Raw genomic sequence first — 16,697 nt, 5'->3', positions numbered from 1 at the left:
GATCTGAGAGGACTGCTCCACAAGTAATGTCTTTGAACAAAAAATTTATCATGTAATGCGTACGCCGTCATAGCCAAGCGTAACTGGCTATGATCATATGATTTAAGAGATGAGATTCGCCCGCGCAGTCGATGTTTGAAATCAGCCCCCAATACAACTTTATAAAGGGAGCTGAATCATTTATCTAAATTAGATATTCATCGCAATACATGAGCTTCAATTACTTTTCTAGCTTTGCCTGCCTCTTGCATTTCGGGCGGAGCGATCTTAACTGCAAGCCGACCGCCAACTTTAAGTTGGCGCCACTCCTGGAAGCTATGGCCTACCATATTCTCAAAGTGAATAAAATATTCAGTCGTATCGTTAAGCGCAAACAAGAACTTTGGCGTAACCTTATCTCTGCCCTTAGGGATTCTTGCAATAGACACTATCACCAACTCTTTATCGTGTTCTATTTCCTCAGAGATATCAGTCGCTCGCTTGCTTGTTATTTGAGACCAGTTTTTTCCTGTAAAAGGGTTGTTCGGAATTTGGAGCTTGGAGAGTTTTGTCACCAGCTGAGAAACATAATCATCCTCGCGGTACTTCATATATTCTGTAGAGTTAGTTAAATGCTGATTTATGAACTGTAGTGCATGCTCCGAAAATTCAAGATCTCTGTCATAATCGCTTCTGCTTAGGAGAAAGGCAAGCTCATCAAAAATACCTTTTGCTTGGAGACATATCCTCTTAGTGTAACCGTCATTCCTAAACACATCATCGAGTATCCTAATAGCTCGAGTCATAATACCTATGGTGTAATCGGTGCTCTCATTTACGGTTGTCTCGGCCTCTCGCTTTAAAGCGCTCGCTCGGAAAGCACCGTATAAGCCTCGAAGTTCACCTTGATTCTTCCAGTCCTTTGTATCATCTAAAATAGTTTTATAACCGTGAGTATATAATAAAGTCAGGAAGCGACCGTTCACAACCTCAGCAGCCAACGATGTATCAAGGTCTTTTTTCTGATGCCAACTCTCACTTACAAGAGTGTCGTATAACGCCATTGCAGGTTCATATTCAGCTGTCGAGTGATAGAGCAAGGCTAGCAATAGTTTGGCGTTCGGATCTTCTGGATCGAGCGATATAGCTTTTTTATAGTGATCTATTGCGTAATCTTTTGCATTGAGTGCTTGGTAAACTATTCCATAGCCTCTATTAAAGATTGCATGCTCGCCATATATGTGTTCTGCATCAGCGAATTTTTTGGTGAACAATACGGCTTTTTCTTGTTTTAGATACAGCTTGTTCATAGAGCGATTAAGATCTGTTAACAGAATTTTCAAGCCTTGATGAATATTGGTAGGAATATAGTCCCACCGGTAAGATGGGATTTTTTGGGTTGCTTGACGAATATCGATTTCCCTAACCTTGGTTCGACGCCTTGTGACGAGGTCTTGGATTTCACGTCGGATAGATATATTTTTTGGGTTTGTCAACAAAAGATCGGTGATTGAACCGCTAAGTTGAAAAACTTCACCATCATCTGTCAGCTCTCTACCTAGCAGACTTGTGTTACTTAACTCTGAAATCCCCGCTGCGAGTTCATCTCTGTTAAGACCTAATAACTCGCCCAAATCCGATCTAGTACTATTGCCCTCAATAAACAAAGCTTCCAAAATACGCACGGAGATATCGGGAAGCGTTTCAATTAGATTGCTATATGAAAAACTAGCGATCTCTTTATTTGCAACACTGATTGATTGCGGAATGTCCTTACCTGAGAGAAAGAGATCGAGCGTTAATCGTATTGCAAGCGGATTGCAAAAACACTTTGTTGCGATTTCGTTAAGCTTATCATCTTGAAGCGTTCCGCCTCCACGACGAGACGAGTAAACCCTTGCAAGATATGCAGCAGAACTTGGCTTTAACGCTTCTAGAGAGATGATGCTCGCATGGCTGATTGCGATTCGGCTTGTTACCAGGAGGCGCCAAGACTGCGGGAGTGAGTAGTTAAAGCTTTCAAACTCTTTGGGGTGGTCAATTAGCAGTGTTTCTAAGTTGTCTATAAAAAGCAGCGCTTTTTTGTCTTTTAATGAGTCGCATGCGGATTCAAAGCTAGCTGCCTCAATCTCATAGATTTCATTAAGATTTTTAAGGAGCGAGGACTTGATCTCCTCGATAGTTTGAATTGCGTCTAGCTTGACTAATCCTTCAGAAGTTAGCATCTCTGTTTTTAATGAGGCAAAAATACAACAGTCGCACCAGGTTGATGTTTCCGGCGTTTTTACCACTTTGTCTAATAAGTCTAAGGCTAAAGCGGTTTTCCCCAGTCCGCCAGGCGCGACTATGGCAATAGTGTTAACTCTTGGGTTATTTAAAAGCTTAAGCAAATCATCAGCTTCTTTTTTTCTTCCTACTAAACCTGTGATGGCATGATCAAAGCGCTCTGGAAGATTATTTTTGATTTGCCAAATAGATTTTGTTATCCAATCTTCAGGTGGGTCAATAATTTCTCCGTTCTCAGCGGAAATCAATGACTTTCTGACTTGGTTTAAACCTAGGATGTCAATGATGGGGTCAGATGCTACAGCGGCAAGCCTGTACCAATAAGGATCAAGAAAAGGTCTATTGGGATGAGAGATCGTGTTTCTGATCTCGTAAATGCCGTACTTTATAAAATTTTCTCGTAAAGCTATAAGGAACTGATGAATGGAAGTGTCTTTAGTTATTTCTATAAGTATTTGAAAAAGCTCATCAATATAGGTCGCCTCTACGATGTTTTTAATTTTGCTTGAGTCGAAAGGGCGTTGATTATTTTTTTCTCTTGCAACTATTTCATCTATAAGGTTTTCAGGTATTCGCGACGAATCTATCTCTGTGTCAAGGATAAAATTGCCTAGAGATATCTCCAACTCATGCAAAACCATTGCGGTCTTCCGCCTGTTGACTGACATGATCAGCTAGTCCTTTTGTGAAGTTAGTCGACTCGAAAATATGCTTTTATCACGATTTTTGCAGGCAATCCATGATGTATGGCGAACTGGTCTGCAGGCTATGCATTGATTAGAGCAAGATTGCATTAATTCTGAAGGTAAGGATTTGAGAATCGAAATGATTCTAAATGGGTCGCTTTTGAAGTGGCGAGCGCAGCTTCTCTCGTTGGGAGGGAAGCATGGCCGACGGAACCCGATACGCCCCTTCCTCTGTACACGTGGAGAGACCGCTCTTGGCCGGTTGCTGCCTGTCGTCTCGCCCGGGAGCGGGCGGTAGAATGCGATAACGGTTACCCTTTGCTATTCGACATATAGAACGGGGCATAGCCGGCTAACCCTATCGAATAACTATTTGCCGCTATCAGGGGAGCAGGCCATTCGTAGACACAGTGGTGGCTATCCGCTACCTTGCCTGCTATTCAACCAAGCGCTTGGCAAGTGTAATGTCGATAGCGCGCGGCAGCTTAATTCAATGGAAGAATATCTTGGATCTCGTCTCAGAGTTTATCGCCCGCTACCGCAAGGAATACGATTTCTACGAACAAGCCTGTCGCATGGTCGCTCAGAGCCTAGAGGCTAATTTGCGGTCAGCGGGCGTGCGAGCAATTGTTACCTCACGAGCGAAAAACCCGACCCGTCTGGAGGCAAAGGTCAGACAGCGCGCGTTGAAGCGCCAGTATGAGACCGTCTCTGCGATTTTCGATGACATTGTTGACCTAGCAGGGGTTCGGGTTGCCCTTTATTTCCCAGGTGAGCGGCAAGAGGTGGGGCGCATAATTGAAGCGTTATTCGATCTGACCGAGGCACCAAAAGAGTTTCCAACAGCTGCAGCACCATCATATAAAAAACGTTTTTCTGGATACTGGGCCACGCACTACCGTGTGGTTTTGAAAGAGGCGTCGTTGCATGACTCCAATCAACGGTATGCCGAGGCGAAAGTCGAAATTCAGGTCGCTTCTGTGCTTATGCACGCATGGTCAGAGGTGGAGCATGACTTGGTATACAAGCCGCTTCAAGGTGAGTTGTCGGTTGAGGAGTATTCAATTTTAGACGAGCTTAACGGTTTGGTGCTATCCGGCGAAATTGCGCTTGAGCGGCTGCAAAGAGCTGGTGAGCAAAGAGCATCTACCCAAGGTCGTGAGTTTTCTAATCACTATGACTTGGCGGCGTCATTGATAGATCTCGCTAGAGCTGCACTGGGTGAGGCAACCGTGACAGAAGCAGCAATGGGTAAGGTTGATACATTGTTTGACTTACTGAAGTCGCTGGGCTTGAACAAGCCCGAAAACTTGGCCCAATACGTGCAGCCTCTGCATAACGACTTTGAAAAACGCCCATTGTCTGAACAAGTGATAGACCAAATTCTGATAGAGGATCCGAGCCGGTACGCGATATATGAGCATATACGGCGGGTTGAGCCTACGCCTTCGGTATCTTTGCTAACGGGCGAGACACGTCAGCAGCAGGAGGCCATCGGTGAGTTCATTCAGTTGTGGGTAGAATTCGAGCGGCTGCTCACCACGTTACTGAGAGATATGAGTCCCGCTGATTCCGGCTTGTGGGCGCCCTCGCGCATGTTTTCGATGCTCCAACGATATTATTCCCAAGTTGGGCTCACGATTGGCCAGGCAGCGGCAATTAAGCGGATTCAAGAATTCCGAAATCGGCTTGTCCATCGCATTGATGCGCCGAAGCAGGAAAGCGTTAAGGCGGTTTCAGAAGAGCTACGTGAATTGACGAAGCAATTGAAGTCTCTAGTTGAATCGCATCGCCCTTAAATGGCCCATGGCCAAGAGGCGGGATGAACTAAAAAGGGCCCGCCTGGGCCCTTTTTCAGATGAAGCTGTCTTACTTCTTCAGCCATCCCTCGACGACGTCAGCGCCGTATTCTGCTTTCCACTCTTTCAACGCTTTGTGATTCCCCCCCTTGGTTTCGATGACTTCACCGGTATTCGGGTTTTTGTAGATCTTGAGTTCGCGTGGTTTGCGTGTGCTGGCGGCCGGAGCTGCGGCTTGGCGACGGGCCGTGGAATGCGGATCCAGCAGATTGATGATGTGCTTCAGGCTGAAGCCATAGTGCTCGAGCAGCTTGCGCAGCTTCGTTTCGAACTCGATTTCTTTCTTCAGTCCATCATCACCTTTCAGTGCTTCCAATGCTTGGAGTTGCTCGGCGAGATGTTTTTCCAGCTGACGGTATTCTGCGAGTTTGGACATTCTGATTCCCTTGTTCTGAGAGGCCGTATGTGTTTATTAGGGGGGTATAGCTGGTTATGAGTTCAGCACTATTTTCGGCGTTTCAGCTGGCTCTCAATATGCGCCATTTCCGATTTAATCGCATTGATGGTCAGTGTTTGTATTTGACTGGTTTTACCCTGGCGCGCGTCGATGGTTTTCAGCAAGGCATTCAGATGGGCTTTCCGAATTTTGAGCGCATCAGACAAGCTCGCGCTGTTCTGTAGTGGTTTGTTCATTACGTTCATCCTTGCGTTGTTTCAGATGGCTCACTTCTTCAGTCTGTTGCGGTATCGGCAGCTCGTTGAGCTGAAGTAAGTCCTGTGCGGTGTGCTGACGCGCGCGGTCGGAAAGTTCCTGCCACGTCCACTTACCGAAGTTCTCACCTTCCTCTGGAACGGCCAGTTTCATAAGTGCAACCTGGTCAAGGCCAAGTAGATTGTAATTTGCCCACAGTTTTCCGCCCACATCGAATAACGCTTTTGCAGCCTGGTTCCATTTCTCCTCTAACACCGTCTTCGAAAGAAAGAGGGCGTGGCGTTCTATCCCCTCATATTTTTTCTGGGCTTCGGCGATGTATGTATCTACGGTGACCAGTTCCTGCTCCAAGGCAGTCATGATCAGGGATTGCCGACGGTTATGCTCGGAGGCAGCTGTAAGGTTTTTCGCGGCCTTCTGCGCATCCGTGTTGGCAGATTCCTCGCCTTCTGTGTCACCCCATGCGACCGCCTGCGCATACGCAGTGGCGGCGTCGGTCTCGGCCTGTCGAGCTTTGGCCATGTCCTCTACCGCCTGTTGTTGGATCTGCTCCAGGCGGGTGCCGAGGCTCTGACGCTTTTCGTTCAGCTCCTGCTCATCCGCTTTCCAGTTAGTCATTGCTTCGACGTATCCAGCCATCAGGGAATCGCAATTGGCGAGGTCCTCACGGCGACTGATCTTCCGATCTACAAGCTCAGCGTTGAACTTGCGGGAATCGAAATTCCTTTTCAGCTCGTTGTACTTGTCCCGCAGTTCGCGTGCTCGATCTGGCTCGATGGGTTCCTCGCTTTCCAGCACGGCCTCAAGTGGCAGCAGTTCGGCGTGCAGTTGGTCTGCCTCGGTCAGCAGTTGGTCGCGACGGTCTTTCAGCTCTTGGATCTCGTTCATCTGTTTGGTCTCTGTTCATTTCGATTGTGGGTTGGCTGAACGGCTGGCGAGGCCGGAAATAAGCCGGCGCTACCTCGATCAGCGGAGATGCCCTCAGGCAGCCCGAGCCTCGCTCTCATCCATTCCCGGAATCGTCTTCACGATATAGCAACGTTGCGGGCCGAGGCCGGGCAGACGGACCAAGCTATATGCCTTGCCATCGCTCCCAGGCTCTAGAGCGCCGCGCTGTAGCAGCTCCTTGTTCACTGCATTGATGTTCATGCCCCGGAAGATCTCCGAGCGCCATGACTCGGGCAGCACGTAGTAGGTATTGGTGGTGTGAAGGGAGTCGCCCAGTCCGTGCTCGAGCGTCTTGCGAAATCCGAGGCGGTCGATGGTGCGCGGGCCGTGTTCGTCGATCTTTGCCGCCGCCGATTCCCAACGTGTGAAACGACTTTCGCCGAAGCGCTCAATGACTTGGCGCAGCCGCGCCAAGATCGCATCCCCCTCGAAGTTACCCGCGCCGCCCCGTTCGTTCATCCATGCGTTGAGGCACACACGAGCGGCGGTGGTGGCAGTCCCATCGGGCCAGCCGGTAATCCCCATCGCGGTGGCCAGCTCACCCGCTGCGGCCGCGAGGCCAAAACGAGCTGCTGCACGTTGTGCTTGCCCGCTGGCCGAGGCCGGTAGCGACTGGGCGATAAAGCCTTCAAGCGTGCGTCGCAGGATGGCGGACCAACCGTGGTGTTTGCCCGGTTCGCACAGCGCAGTGAGGAAAGCGGTGAGTGGAGTGCCGTAATACTTCGCTACCCGTGCCTTGAGCGCGTCGGCCAGTGACGCCGCATCCTCAAAGCCGTTGAGTGCGTCGAACATGCCGAGGCCTTTGCTTGCATCGGCCGGGACCGCGAGCATGCGTACCTCCATTCCTGCTTTCAGCTCCTTGTTGGCCTCGGCCATGTGCTGAGCCAGTGTCTTCTCGCCAGTGGAGAGGAACAGCAGACGCCACTCCTGTACCTGCCGGCCTGCTTGGCCTCGATCATTGGCGCGCGCCTTGCCGGTGCCGTTGCCGAGCATGTACACCGTCTCGCCGATGATGCGCGGATCGCACATGCCAATTTCATCCAACACCAGAAGGCCGTCGGAATGCGCGGCGGCGATGGATTCAAGCGCATTGTCAGTGGACCGCCACGAACGCACCAAGCGCGGCCCGCCGTAGATCGAGGCGGCAACTTGCAAGTGCGTGGTCTTGCCGCCCGAGCTGTCGCCGTACAGGTGGAACCCGCCCGACTCATGGCCAAGCATGTGGAGCAGCGGGCCAGCAAAGGCCACGCCGACCACGAACGCTAAGCGATGGTTGCCCGCGCACAACGCGCCGATCTGCTCCTGCCACTGCTCAAGCGTGCCCGCTTCGCTGATGGGTGGAAGCTGCGCACCGGCTTCATAGAAGTGCAGGTGTTCGCTGTGCGCGCCGACCTGTTGCTCGGGCAGTAGGAAGGCGCTGTTGTGCCAACCCAAACGAGTGACCAGCCGCGCTCGTTGCGCGCTGTCGAATCCGCCGAGGTAACTCTGCAGGTCATTACGTGCATTGCGTCCCGAGCGGCTTCCGGCGAGACGCAAGCCCATATCCACCAACGGGCCGAGAACGTCCTTGCCGAAGTCGCCGGTCATGGTGCGTGCCGGGATGTTCCACCGCTTCTTCGCGCCGTCTGGATCGTCGAACTCGACCAGCAGGCCCCAGTTGTGGCCTTTGTCGTCACGAGTGCGGGCAAGGATTTCCAGTGAGGAACACACTGGCCGCGCCTCGCCGTCATCGCCCGCATAAAACACCCCTTCGGACGTAAGGCGAAAACCACCGGGCATCAGGTCACTTTTCGATTTTGCAGGGCGCTTGGCCGCTGTTTTTGCCTTCGGCTCCGGTTTGGTTTCAGTCTGCTTAGGCTCCGACTTTTCGACAGTATCACCGAACAGTTCGCCTCTGCTTTCCAGCTCGGTGAAATGGGCGGCTGTCCAGCCTTTGGCGAGTGCATCGGCTGCATCGTCGCCGTCGTCCCATTGACCACCTTTGGTGAAGGCGGCGCGGTCGTTTTTGAGCGTAGGCTTCCGTATGAACACATCAAGCGAAATTACCCGGACCGACGCGGCGCCAATCTCGCGCAGTTTGTCGGCGACGACTTCCATGCAGGCTTTGCCGCTGACGTCGTTGTCTGGCCATAACAGCATGTCGCGGCCTTTGAGCGGTGTCAGATCGGTTTTGTGCCAGGAGTTGGAGCCGTTCGGCCAACTGGTGACCACGTAACCGGGCAGCAATTCAGCTGCGGCGTCGGCGGCTTTCTCGCCCTCACACAGGGCAACCGGTGCGTCAGCGCGCTGGGTCAGTTCATCAAGGCGCAGCAGTGGACGCGGTTCTGGCAGACCCTGCCAGCGCCATTGCTTGGTTTGGCCATCGGCGCGCTGGCACCAAGTCAGTGGCGCAAAGACCTTCTTCGGCTTGCCGTCCTCATCCGGACCAAGGTCGAAGCGGTAAAGCGCCATGAGCGGCTGACCCTGTGTGTCTCGGTAAATCCACACCTTGGACGGCGCGCCGTGTTGCCGATGCGTGGCCGGGCACTTGTTCATGGCCTCGGCGGGGATCGGCTGGATGGCTATCCACTCAGGCGCTTTTGTCTTAGCGGGCGCTGGCTTTGCTTGGGAGCCGCCGGGTGAGACGCTCAGCAAGTCAGCCAGTTTGTTGCAGGCCTCGACGTCGGTACCGCCGTCCAGATAACGCACCAGATCGATCAGGTCGCCGCCCTTGTCGCCGGTGGCGAAATCGGCCCACGTGCCCTTGCTCAAACTGATCTTGAGCGACCCGGCGCGCTTATCGCTGCGGGTCGGATTCGGGGCGGTGTATTCCTTGCCGCCATCCACGCGTTTGCCGTTTGGCAGCCAGTGCGACAGGACACGATCAATGTCTTTCAGCGCGGCGGCTTTTACGTCGGCGAAGCTGAGGCGTTTACTGGTGGTATTTTTGTGTTGGGTCATGTGTCGACCCTTGACGCAAATAGCGCGTCGTTGATGTCATCGATCAGGGCTTTGGCCATCTCGCCCAGGTACAGAGCAGGCCAACTGAAACGTTCGCCGTGGTCGCTCATGGCAGCTTCAAAAGAGAGCTGATTGGCGTGCTGCTGGAATTGCGAAGCCATCTCCAGCGCATCTTCGACCGGTATACCGGCGTTGACTCGAAACAGCTTCTGATTAGTAGCGTTCACGCGTGTAAACGCAGCTCGGCCAAGTGTGGTGGGTGGCGTCATAGCGCACCGCCTTTCTGCTCCATAGGAACAGAGGAGGCGTCACCATGCAGCGTGAGGGTTTTGATGAGGCCCAAGGTGCCGCGCACGTCCCAAATAACCGCTGCCAGTACGTGATTGGCTAAGCGAGGTCTGTCGCCTTCGCTTTCAAAGTGGTCTTCGAGTAGGGTCAACACCGAGTCAGCGCGTGCAATTGCGCAGGTGATAGCGTCGATCGGCACACCGGCTTCAACGCCTTTGTCTACGCAGAGCAGATCTTCGGGCAGGGTGAAACTCAGGACATTGTTCATTGATGCTCCCCTGCGATTCCAAAGTCTTCTTTTTTGTTTTTTTGAGCGCTGTAGCCTGCCCATTCAGCGGAGTCCATATCTTGCTTAGTGGGGATAGCACGTGGTACTTCCACTCTAGAGACGCCACGACAGCGGAGTGCCTCAAGGTCAATCAAACGTGTCGTTTTCGACAAGCTGTGCCTATCAAGGATCACGCCCTTATGGTCTATCAAATGGATGGTGATATGCTTTGGCGGTTGCATTGTGGTCTGCTCAGATTTGCTGTGCGACAGTCGAGTCAGTGGTACGAACACTGGCTCGACACTTCTTTCTACTAAAGCCAGTCCTAGGGCCAGTCTTCTAGGGAGCATCCCAGCCAATATTGCCCCCTCGACCGCTACCGCGTTCACCGGGCGCCTTCCTTTGCTGCGCGTTCAATCCAAGCCTTGAGCTCAGTCATCAAAATCAGACGACGCCGTCCGAGTTTGAAAGCCTTAAGGTCGCCAGAAGCGATGAGCTCATAAACTCCTGATCTCGAATAGCCAACCACGCGGGCAGCGTCCTCAACGCTAACTGCAAGAGGTGCGATGTGTTCGGGGTTGTTCATTAGCTTGTCCTTGAACGGTGGGGCGGACTGTACGATACTAGCCCGGACGTAAACATCCTATTTGTAAGTAACATCATCTGCAAGCAAAAAGTTTGTAGACATCGCGAGGCGAGTAAATGGCAAATCGTTCGAAGAAGGTTGTTCTATCGGCTAGGGTCGATCCCTACCTTAAAGCTGCGCTTGAACTGCTGGCGGCATCACGCAACGAGAAAATCGTGAAGATCCTGGAGTCATGCCTTGAGAATGGGATGAATGACAGAATCATCACGAACCCGTTTAAAGCTCCGCAAAAGCTGGAAAAAATCAGTTTCATGGTCGCATTCACTGCGATCTGGTCGGAGAATGAAACTCTCTACAAGCTACGCGCAGGAACGCTCGGGTCTGATTTCGCCGGGGAGGAGTTGTCGATGGTCGCTATGTTTATCAATGACGATAAATATTTCGATGGGGAGTTCGATGTTTTCGGGGATTTGAATGGTTCGACAGAGAAGTTTGGTTTCAAGCCGCGAATTCAGCCTCGGGTGAACCTTGCCTTGGTAGAGAAGGAGTGGCCAATTGTTGAGGAATATGTGAGGTTTCTGGCAAGCAACAAGCCGCTTCAGCCGGGCTATGCCGATTACAAAAGTATGCGGGCTCAATCTCTGGCTAAATGAGTTCAACCGCCGCGGCTTTTGTTTCCGGCGCCAAGTGGGCATATCGAAGTGTCATCTTGATATCGGCATGCCCCAACAGATCCCGTACCGTGTTCAGCGGTACGCCGGCCATTACCAGGCGTGACGCGAAGTCGTGACGCATATCGTGCCAGCGGAAGTCCTTGATCTTGGCCCTCGCCATTAAATTGAGCCAGGCGCTTTTAACGTCCTCCAGACGGCCGCCGGCCTGACTTGGGAAAACGTACCGGGACTTCCCAACTTGCTTTTTCCAATCCTCCAGCACGCCGAAGGTTTCCTTGTTCATCGGGATATGCCGCGTGTCGCTCGTTTTAGTGGTGGCGCCGGCGGCGGTGATTGTCTTCGTTTGAAAGTTCACCGCCGACCATTTCAGGTCGAACAGCTCGCCGCGTCTCATACCGGTGTTCAGCGATACCAGCACCAGGGGCTTCAGGTGGTCGGTGAAGGGCAGTTGCAGCAAGCTCGGCATCAACTCTTTGCCGCGGTCTGCCCGCCACTTGTTTGCAGTCTCGCGCTCGGCCCGCATTTCTTCCTGTCTGGCATCCAAGGCTTCGCGTAGCCGCTTTGTCTCGTCGGCATCCAAATAGCGGACCAGTCCCATTGAGTCGACCTTGAGCTGTTTCAGCTTGGCCAGCGGATGCGCGGCGATGTATTCCCATTCAACGGCTCGGCTAAACACGCCGCTGATCGAACCCATTTTTCTATTTACAGTCGAAGGCTTGTTGCCGGCCTGCATCCATCCGGTGCGGATCTGCTCAAGATCGCGACCAGTGATAGAGTCGAGACGCTGAGGCATGATCGCTTCGAAGTTGTTGTCGAGCGTGTGCAGGGTCTTCTCATGTCCTTTGTGATGTATCTCGAACCACGGCATATAGGTGTCGTCGATGAATTCGCGCAAGGTGGGGAGGGCGGCTCCCTTCCGGCCCTGAGTGATCGCCAGCGGTTCTCCGTGGGCGTGCGCATCGGCAAGATACTGGGCGGCCTCGGTGCGCGCCTGATCAAGCGTCATCACCCCGACGCGGCCGAGGGTGGCATTCTTGTTGCGCCCCCAGGTGACCATGTAGGATTTATGTCCGCTCGGCAGCACGCGGATGAACAGACCAGGCTGCACAGTGTCATGCACGCGGTACGCTTTCGGCTCGGTGGCCAAGTTGTTGATGAGCTTTTGGGTGATCTTCGTTTTCAAGCAGTACAACTCCGTGACAGCACCGTGGCAGCAAAAATAACTATACGGGGCCGTTTTCACGGACGCAACCGGACGAAAAGCCCCGTGGTTATGGGGCTTTGTCAGGCGGGGTGGCGTTTGAATTGACCCTCCTAAGGGGAAGGTTGGCAGTTCGAACCTGCCCTGGGACACCATATAATCCAAGGCCTACAGCGTCTTTTTGTTTCTCTGCTTAACCCTCATGGGTGCTAGGTGGGTGCAACAGGTATGCTTTAAGCAAAGAGAAAAGCCCTGCTCAGATTGTTATCTGGCGGGGCTTTTTCATAACTGTCGTGTCATGCGGTCTATCGACTCTTTCCCGATCAATCGTGAAAATGGACGCGCTGCGCGTACCACCAACACCCCCAGACGATGGTGATCACCAGGGAGGCGACGCAGAAGATTATGGTTTGACGCGCATTGCCAAGATCCTCTCGGGCAAGCAAGCCAAGCGCCTGGAGGGCTGCCCCCCCAACAAGCGCCAGGAACCCCATTCGCCAGGCAAACATGCGCTGTCGGTAAACGTCGAAAGCCAGCGGGAGCATAACGGCGCCATAGATTACGGAAAGATAGCGAAGTCTAACGTCTGCATAATGGGTAAAGACCGAACCACTTGGATCGCCCAGGGAAGGCTGGATATCCGTTATGGCAGAAACGCAGAACATGAGCCCTTGGAGGGCGAGCACCGCTGTGACAATCACGATGACAGTGGGTGGCCGCTTTGGGGAGCTCCGAAGCTCATTGGGCGGCAAACCTTTTGATGCATCGCGACCTGATTACTCAGCGCCGTGCGAATGACCTCAGACAGCCATGCCTGATCGTTGCGGGAAAACCACATACAGATCCGCATCACGCCAATCCCACAGGCCATCATCGCAAGCCCCTCCAGCGGCATGAATGTGGCGTGCGGCCCAGGTACGGCGGTAAACAACGCCAATGCTGTAAAAAGCACACAAAACCCGAACCAGAAGCCCATGAAGAGCTTAACGGACCAGTGCAGCGCAAAACGCCCGGTTAGCACGACCTGGTTTTGGCGCACCTGGAATCGGCCGACGAAAAGTGGCTTGAATGAGTTGCGTACCATCGGGATGACACGTTGGAGCGAAACGCGAGACTCTGTCACCGTTCCCACGGCCGCTTCTCGAAAAGGTGTAAACATAGCCCAGTGCCGGGTCGCGGCTTTCAGGCGCTCAACAGATTCCGCCAGTCCGAACGAGCTCTCAAACTCGACCAGCTCCGATCCCACCCAAAGTTCCCTCATCCATCGGAACATACACCCCCCTCTGGGCGCGTCATGCTTGGATTTCACGTTGGTGTCGTGGACTTCATATTTGTTGCCAGTAATCTGCAGGGATGCCTGCGCGCTAAAGGGGCGACCATCCCTGGTCTCCACCATCATCAACTGCTCAACCCCAGCCCACGATCAAGCCGTCAGCGTATGCTCCGCATCCCCGAACCAGGTGCGCACCAGATCGGGCCCAGGCGTACCAGCGTGGTCAAGCACCGCCACATCGACGAAATTCTTGCCATTGCTTGCGCCATCAGGGTCTACCTTCACGGTGATGTCGTTGCCGGTCTGCACCACTTGGACAAAGTCCGACACCTGGCTGGTGCCGGCGACGAAGTTGGCCTTGAGCAGTGCGGAGAGGTCGATTTTGTCCCCTTCGGCGTAGTTGTAGTCGAGGATATGATCGCCGCCTTCATTCACGTTGAAGTAGGCAAACACGTCGGCTCCCGCGCCACCGCTGAGTGTGTCTGCACCGCCACGGCCCACGATGATGTCGTTGCCGTCGCCACCATTGATCGTGTCTGCGAGCATGGTGCCCACCAGCGTGCCGCTGGATTCTCCGTGGTAACTGACTTGAGTGCCGGCCGCGCCGCCGTCGGTGACCTGGAAGTCTTCCGCCGAGTAATGCCCCAACAGGTTCACCTCGGCCCGATGCACGCCGTCGTCCACTGTCAGCAGGCCGCCGGCGCCAGAGGCGTTGGTGTTGTAGCTGAGTTGGGTGTTGGCGCCGAAAGTGAGATTGCCGAACGTCAGCATGTCATTGCTCTCAAGGCCGAGGATGCCGGCCAGCGAGCCCGCTGTTTCGGCCTGTGCGATCACCAGCGTACCCGCGCCTTCGCCGTGGAAGGCGACGGACCCGTGTGCAGCACCGGAGAAGGTCAGGGTCGCGTTACCGTCGATGGTCGCGCTGCTATCGCCGGTCACGTCGGCCAGCAGGCGCAGGTCACCACCATTGGCCCACAGGTGGCCGGTGTTTTCGACCGTACTGGCCACCGTCATGCCGCCTGGGCCCGTGGACTCCAGCACCCCGCTGTTGGTGATGGTGTGGGTGCCGGTGTCGAGCACCAGGCTGTTCAGCCCGCTGGCCATGATCAGCCCCGAATTGATCAGCACCATCTGCCCGGCACCCAACTGGCCGGCGCCGGAAATGCGGTTGTCGACGTTGTTCAGTACGGTGTCGGCGCTGCCGCCGAAAATCACGTTTTGCGCGTTGTCGGATAGCAGCACCTGGCCGCCACCGGTCAAGGTCGCGCCACGGAACAGAACCTCGAGGCTGGTCGCGCTGCCGGCGGAGCCGAGCTCGATGGTGCCGCTGTTATGGATACTGCCACCGAACGGCATGATCGCGCCGTCGGCAATGGTGAGGGTACCGGTGTTGTTGGTGAGCGGGTCGACATCGAACTGGAAGTTCGCTTCGCTCAAGCTCGCCGCATCGACACCTTTCAGGGTGATCGTCTGGCCAGTGCCTATGCTGACCAGCGCATTGCCGTTTGCGTCGTTAGTGATGCTCAAGTCAGCAAAGCCGGTGACGCCTGTGAAGCCGATCAGGTCGATCTTGTCCGCTGCGGCATCGAAGTTGTAGATCTGGTTGTTGCCGATCGGCTGGGCGAAGACGAAGGTGTCGGCACCGGACGAGCCGGTCAGGTTGTCGTTGAGGGACAAGGCGAAGATTGGTGAGCCTGGGGCGTAAGCCTCTACGTTGTCCGAGATGATGGCGCTTCCTGTGGTCCCGTCTGCATTGGTCCAAGTCTCCGTTACATGTAACACCATAGCGCCGACGTAGCCTGCCGTCGTAGTGACGGTGAGTACCGAGGGGTCGATAGTGGTGACCGACCAACTGCCGCCGCCGAGATGCGTGGCGCCGTTCACTATCCAGTCCGCTGGAACACCGGTGATCGTTACCGTGACAGGAAGACTGTGATCCGCCGACGGGTTGACCAGAGCCAAGTTGATCGGCTCGCCGGCGGTGCCTGCCGGGTGAGTGACCGACCATGTAACGCTGGTCGTGCTGAACGCGCTGGCACCCCCGCCTGAGCCAGGGTCGACCTTCGTCGCAAACGTGCCCGACGTCTGATCCCACGCCTTGTAGGTTAGATCTCCCGCATTTCCGTTACCGGTCATGCGTACTAAGTCTCCGCTACGTAGCAGCAGCGCCGAGTTCGTACTTACCGTGCCGACATCTGTCCACGTCGATCCACTGTCTGTTGAGTACTGCCACTTGCCAGTAGAGCCATTTGTGCGGGTCGCAGCGGTGATCGCGATGCCCTTCAGTGCACCACTGTCCACATCAGTGGAACTCAGGAACGAACTCACCAATACACCGCCGCTGACATTGACCGACGTCGGAGCTGTCCCGGACAGTACCGGCGCGTCATTGACCGCGGTGATGTTGATGTTGATCGTGTCGCTGTCGCTCAATGCACCACCAGTGCCCGTGTTGCCACCGTCATTGGTCAGCATGGTCAGGGTGACCGTGCCGTTGGCATTGGCAACCGGGGTGTAGGTTGGCTGGTTGGCGACCGTGGCCAGGTAAGTGTTGATGTTGGCGAGGGTACCCGTGAGCACGATGCTGCTGGTGCCCGAGCCACTGATCGAGACACTGCCTGCTCCCGCGGCCGTCAAGGTGCCGCTGCCGACCGTGAGCGTGACCGAGATGCTGCCAGCGCCTGCATCGACGTCTGCCACCGACAGGCCGCTGAGCTTGAATGCGGTGTCTTCATTCGTCGTGTAGCTTGCCGGCAGCGTGTTCACCGGTGCGTCATTGAGCGCGGTGATGTTGATGTTGATCGTGTCGCTGTCGCTCAGCGCACCACCAGTGCCCGTGTTGCCGCCGTCATTAGTCAGCATGGTCAGGGTGACCGTACCGTTGGCATTGGCAGCTGGGGTGTAGGTCGGCTGGTTGGCGACCGTGGCCAGGTAAGTGTTGATGTTGGTGAGGGTACCCGTGAGCACGATGCTGCTGGTGCCTGAGCCGCTGATCGTGACACTGCCTGCTGTCGCGGCCGTTAACGAGCCGCTGTCGACCGTGAGCGTGACCGAGAT

General features: G+C 54.4%; 13 protein-coding genes. 2 read left to right on the top strand and 11 right to left on the bottom strand.

From position 1 onward, the window contains the following. Positions 1-197: 197 nt before the first annotated feature. Positions 198-2,933 carry a tetratricopeptide repeat protein gene (locus AC1DQM_RS21775; RefSeq protein WP_477746848.1) on the bottom strand — a complete coding sequence of 912 codons (2,736 nt, stop codon included), beginning with the start codon at positions 2,931-2,933 and terminating at the stop codon, positions 198-200. Between the two features lie 431 nt (positions 2,934-3,364). Here AC1DQM_RS21775 and AC1DQM_RS21770 point away from each other — a divergent pair, with 431 nt between their 5' ends. Further along, positions 3,365-4,750 (top strand): GTP pyrophosphokinase, encoded by a 1,386-nt coding sequence (locus AC1DQM_RS21770; RefSeq protein ID WP_477746847.1) that lies wholly within the window; start codon positions 3,365-3,367, stop codon positions 4,748-4,750. Between the two features lie 70 nt (positions 4,751-4,820). Here AC1DQM_RS21770 and AC1DQM_RS21765 read toward each other — a convergent pair whose 3' ends face one another. The 7 genes from AC1DQM_RS21765 to AC1DQM_RS21735 form a co-directional block, all read right to left on the bottom strand. Continuing rightward, positions 4,821-5,186 carry a histone-like nucleoid-structuring protein, MvaT/MvaU family gene (locus AC1DQM_RS21765; RefSeq protein WP_477746846.1) on the bottom strand — a complete coding sequence of 122 codons (366 nt, stop codon included), beginning with the start codon at positions 5,184-5,186 and terminating at the stop codon, positions 4,821-4,823. Positions 5,187-5,254: 68 nt separating this feature from the next. Continuing rightward, the gene (locus AC1DQM_RS21760) at positions 5,255-5,443 is read right to left on the bottom strand and encodes a hypothetical protein (protein WP_477746845.1); all 189 of its coding nucleotides are present in this window, start codon (positions 5,441-5,443) and stop codon (positions 5,255-5,257) included. Further along, positions 5,406-6,350, bottom strand: coding sequence for a chromosome segregation protein SMC (locus AC1DQM_RS21755; RefSeq protein ID WP_477746844.1), 945 nt, complete (start codon positions 6,348-6,350; stop codon positions 5,406-5,408). The genes AC1DQM_RS21760 and AC1DQM_RS21755 overlap by 38 nt, the downstream gene beginning before the upstream one ends. Before the next feature lie 93 nt (positions 6,351-6,443). Next, positions 6,444-9,350, bottom strand: a complete 2,907-nt coding sequence (locus tag AC1DQM_RS21750) for a DUF927 domain-containing protein (protein WP_477746843.1) — start codon at positions 9,348-9,350, stop codon at positions 6,444-6,446. Next, positions 9,347-9,619, bottom strand: coding sequence for a DUF3077 domain-containing protein (locus AC1DQM_RS21745; protein ID WP_477746842.1), 273 nt, complete (start codon positions 9,617-9,619; stop codon positions 9,347-9,349). Before AC1DQM_RS21745 ends, AC1DQM_RS21750 begins: the two co-directional genes overlap by 4 nt. Beyond that, entirely contained in the window at positions 9,616-9,906 is a 291-nt protein-coding gene (locus AC1DQM_RS21740) for a hypothetical protein (RefSeq protein WP_477746841.1), read from the bottom strand. The genes AC1DQM_RS21745 and AC1DQM_RS21740 overlap by 4 nt, the downstream gene beginning before the upstream one ends. A gap of 385 nt (positions 9,907-10,291) precedes the next feature. Further along, the gene (locus tag AC1DQM_RS21735; RefSeq protein WP_122683291.1) at positions 10,292-10,492 is read right to left on the bottom strand and encodes a helix-turn-helix domain-containing protein; all 201 of its coding nucleotides are present in this window, start codon (positions 10,490-10,492) and stop codon (positions 10,292-10,294) included. A gap of 116 nt (positions 10,493-10,608) precedes the next feature. Here AC1DQM_RS21735 and AC1DQM_RS21730 point away from each other — a divergent pair, with 116 nt between their 5' ends. After that, positions 10,609-11,145 carry a hypothetical protein gene (locus AC1DQM_RS21730; protein WP_477746840.1) on the top strand — a complete coding sequence of 179 codons (537 nt, stop codon included), beginning with the start codon at positions 10,609-10,611 and terminating at the stop codon, positions 11,143-11,145. On the opposite strand, the gene AC1DQM_RS21725 is transcribed toward AC1DQM_RS21730, so the two are convergent. From AC1DQM_RS21725 to AC1DQM_RS21715, 3 genes are all read right to left on the bottom strand, one after another. Further along, positions 11,138-12,349, bottom strand: coding sequence for a phage integrase (locus AC1DQM_RS21725; protein ID WP_477746839.1), 1,212 nt, complete (start codon positions 12,347-12,349; stop codon positions 11,138-11,140). The genes AC1DQM_RS21730 and AC1DQM_RS21725 overlap by 8 nt on opposite strands. A 715-nt stretch (positions 12,350-13,064) precedes the next feature. Next, a complete protein-coding gene (locus tag AC1DQM_RS21720) occupies positions 13,065-13,766 on the bottom strand; it encodes a hypothetical protein (RefSeq protein WP_477746838.1) in 702 nt (233 codons plus the stop codon). A 24-nt stretch (positions 13,767-13,790) separates the two neighbouring features. Then, on the bottom strand, positions 13,791-16,697 hold a 2,907-nt coding region (locus tag AC1DQM_RS21715; protein ID WP_477746837.1), incomplete at its 5' end, for a beta strand repeat-containing protein.

This window comes from Pseudomonas sp. 01L34 (assembly GCF_056400265.1).
This window is presented reverse-complemented; position numbering and strand designations above follow the sequence as displayed.

Bases quoted from the DNA above. Each gene is read 5' to 3' on its own strand.
- AC1DQM_RS21775 (WP_477746848.1), bottom strand. From the start codon at position 2,933: ATGTCAGTCAACAGGCGGAAGACCGCAATGGTTTTGCATGAGTTGGAG.
- AC1DQM_RS21765 (WP_477746846.1), bottom strand. From the start codon at position 5,186: ATGTCCAAACTCGCAGAATACCGTCAGCTGGAAAAACATCTCGCCGAG.
- AC1DQM_RS21760 (WP_477746845.1), bottom strand. From the start codon at position 5,443: ATGAACAAACCACTACAGAACAGCGCGAGCTTGTCTGATGCGCTCAAA.
- AC1DQM_RS21755 (WP_477746844.1), bottom strand. From the start codon at position 6,350: ATGAACGAGATCCAAGAGCTGAAAGACCGTCGCGACCAACTGCTGACC.
- AC1DQM_RS21750 (WP_477746843.1), bottom strand. From the start codon at position 9,350: ATGACCCAACACAAAAATACCACCAGTAAACGCCTCAGCTTCGCCGAC.
- AC1DQM_RS21745 (WP_477746842.1), bottom strand. From the start codon at position 9,619: ATGACGCCACCCACCACACTTGGCCGAGCTGCGTTTACACGCGTGAAC.
- AC1DQM_RS21740 (WP_477746841.1), bottom strand. From the start codon at position 9,906: ATGAACAATGTCCTGAGTTTCACCCTGCCCGAAGATCTGCTCTGCGTA.
- AC1DQM_RS21735 (WP_122683291.1), bottom strand. From the start codon at position 10,492: ATGAACAACCCCGAACACATCGCACCTCTTGCAGTTAGCGTTGAGGAC.
- AC1DQM_RS21730 (WP_477746840.1), top strand. From the start codon at position 10,609: ATGGCAAATCGTTCGAAGAAGGTTGTTCTATCGGCTAGGGTCGATCCC.
- AC1DQM_RS21720 (WP_477746838.1), bottom strand. From the start codon at position 13,766: ATGATGGTGGAGACCAGGGATGGTCGCCCCTTTAGCGCGCAGGCATCC.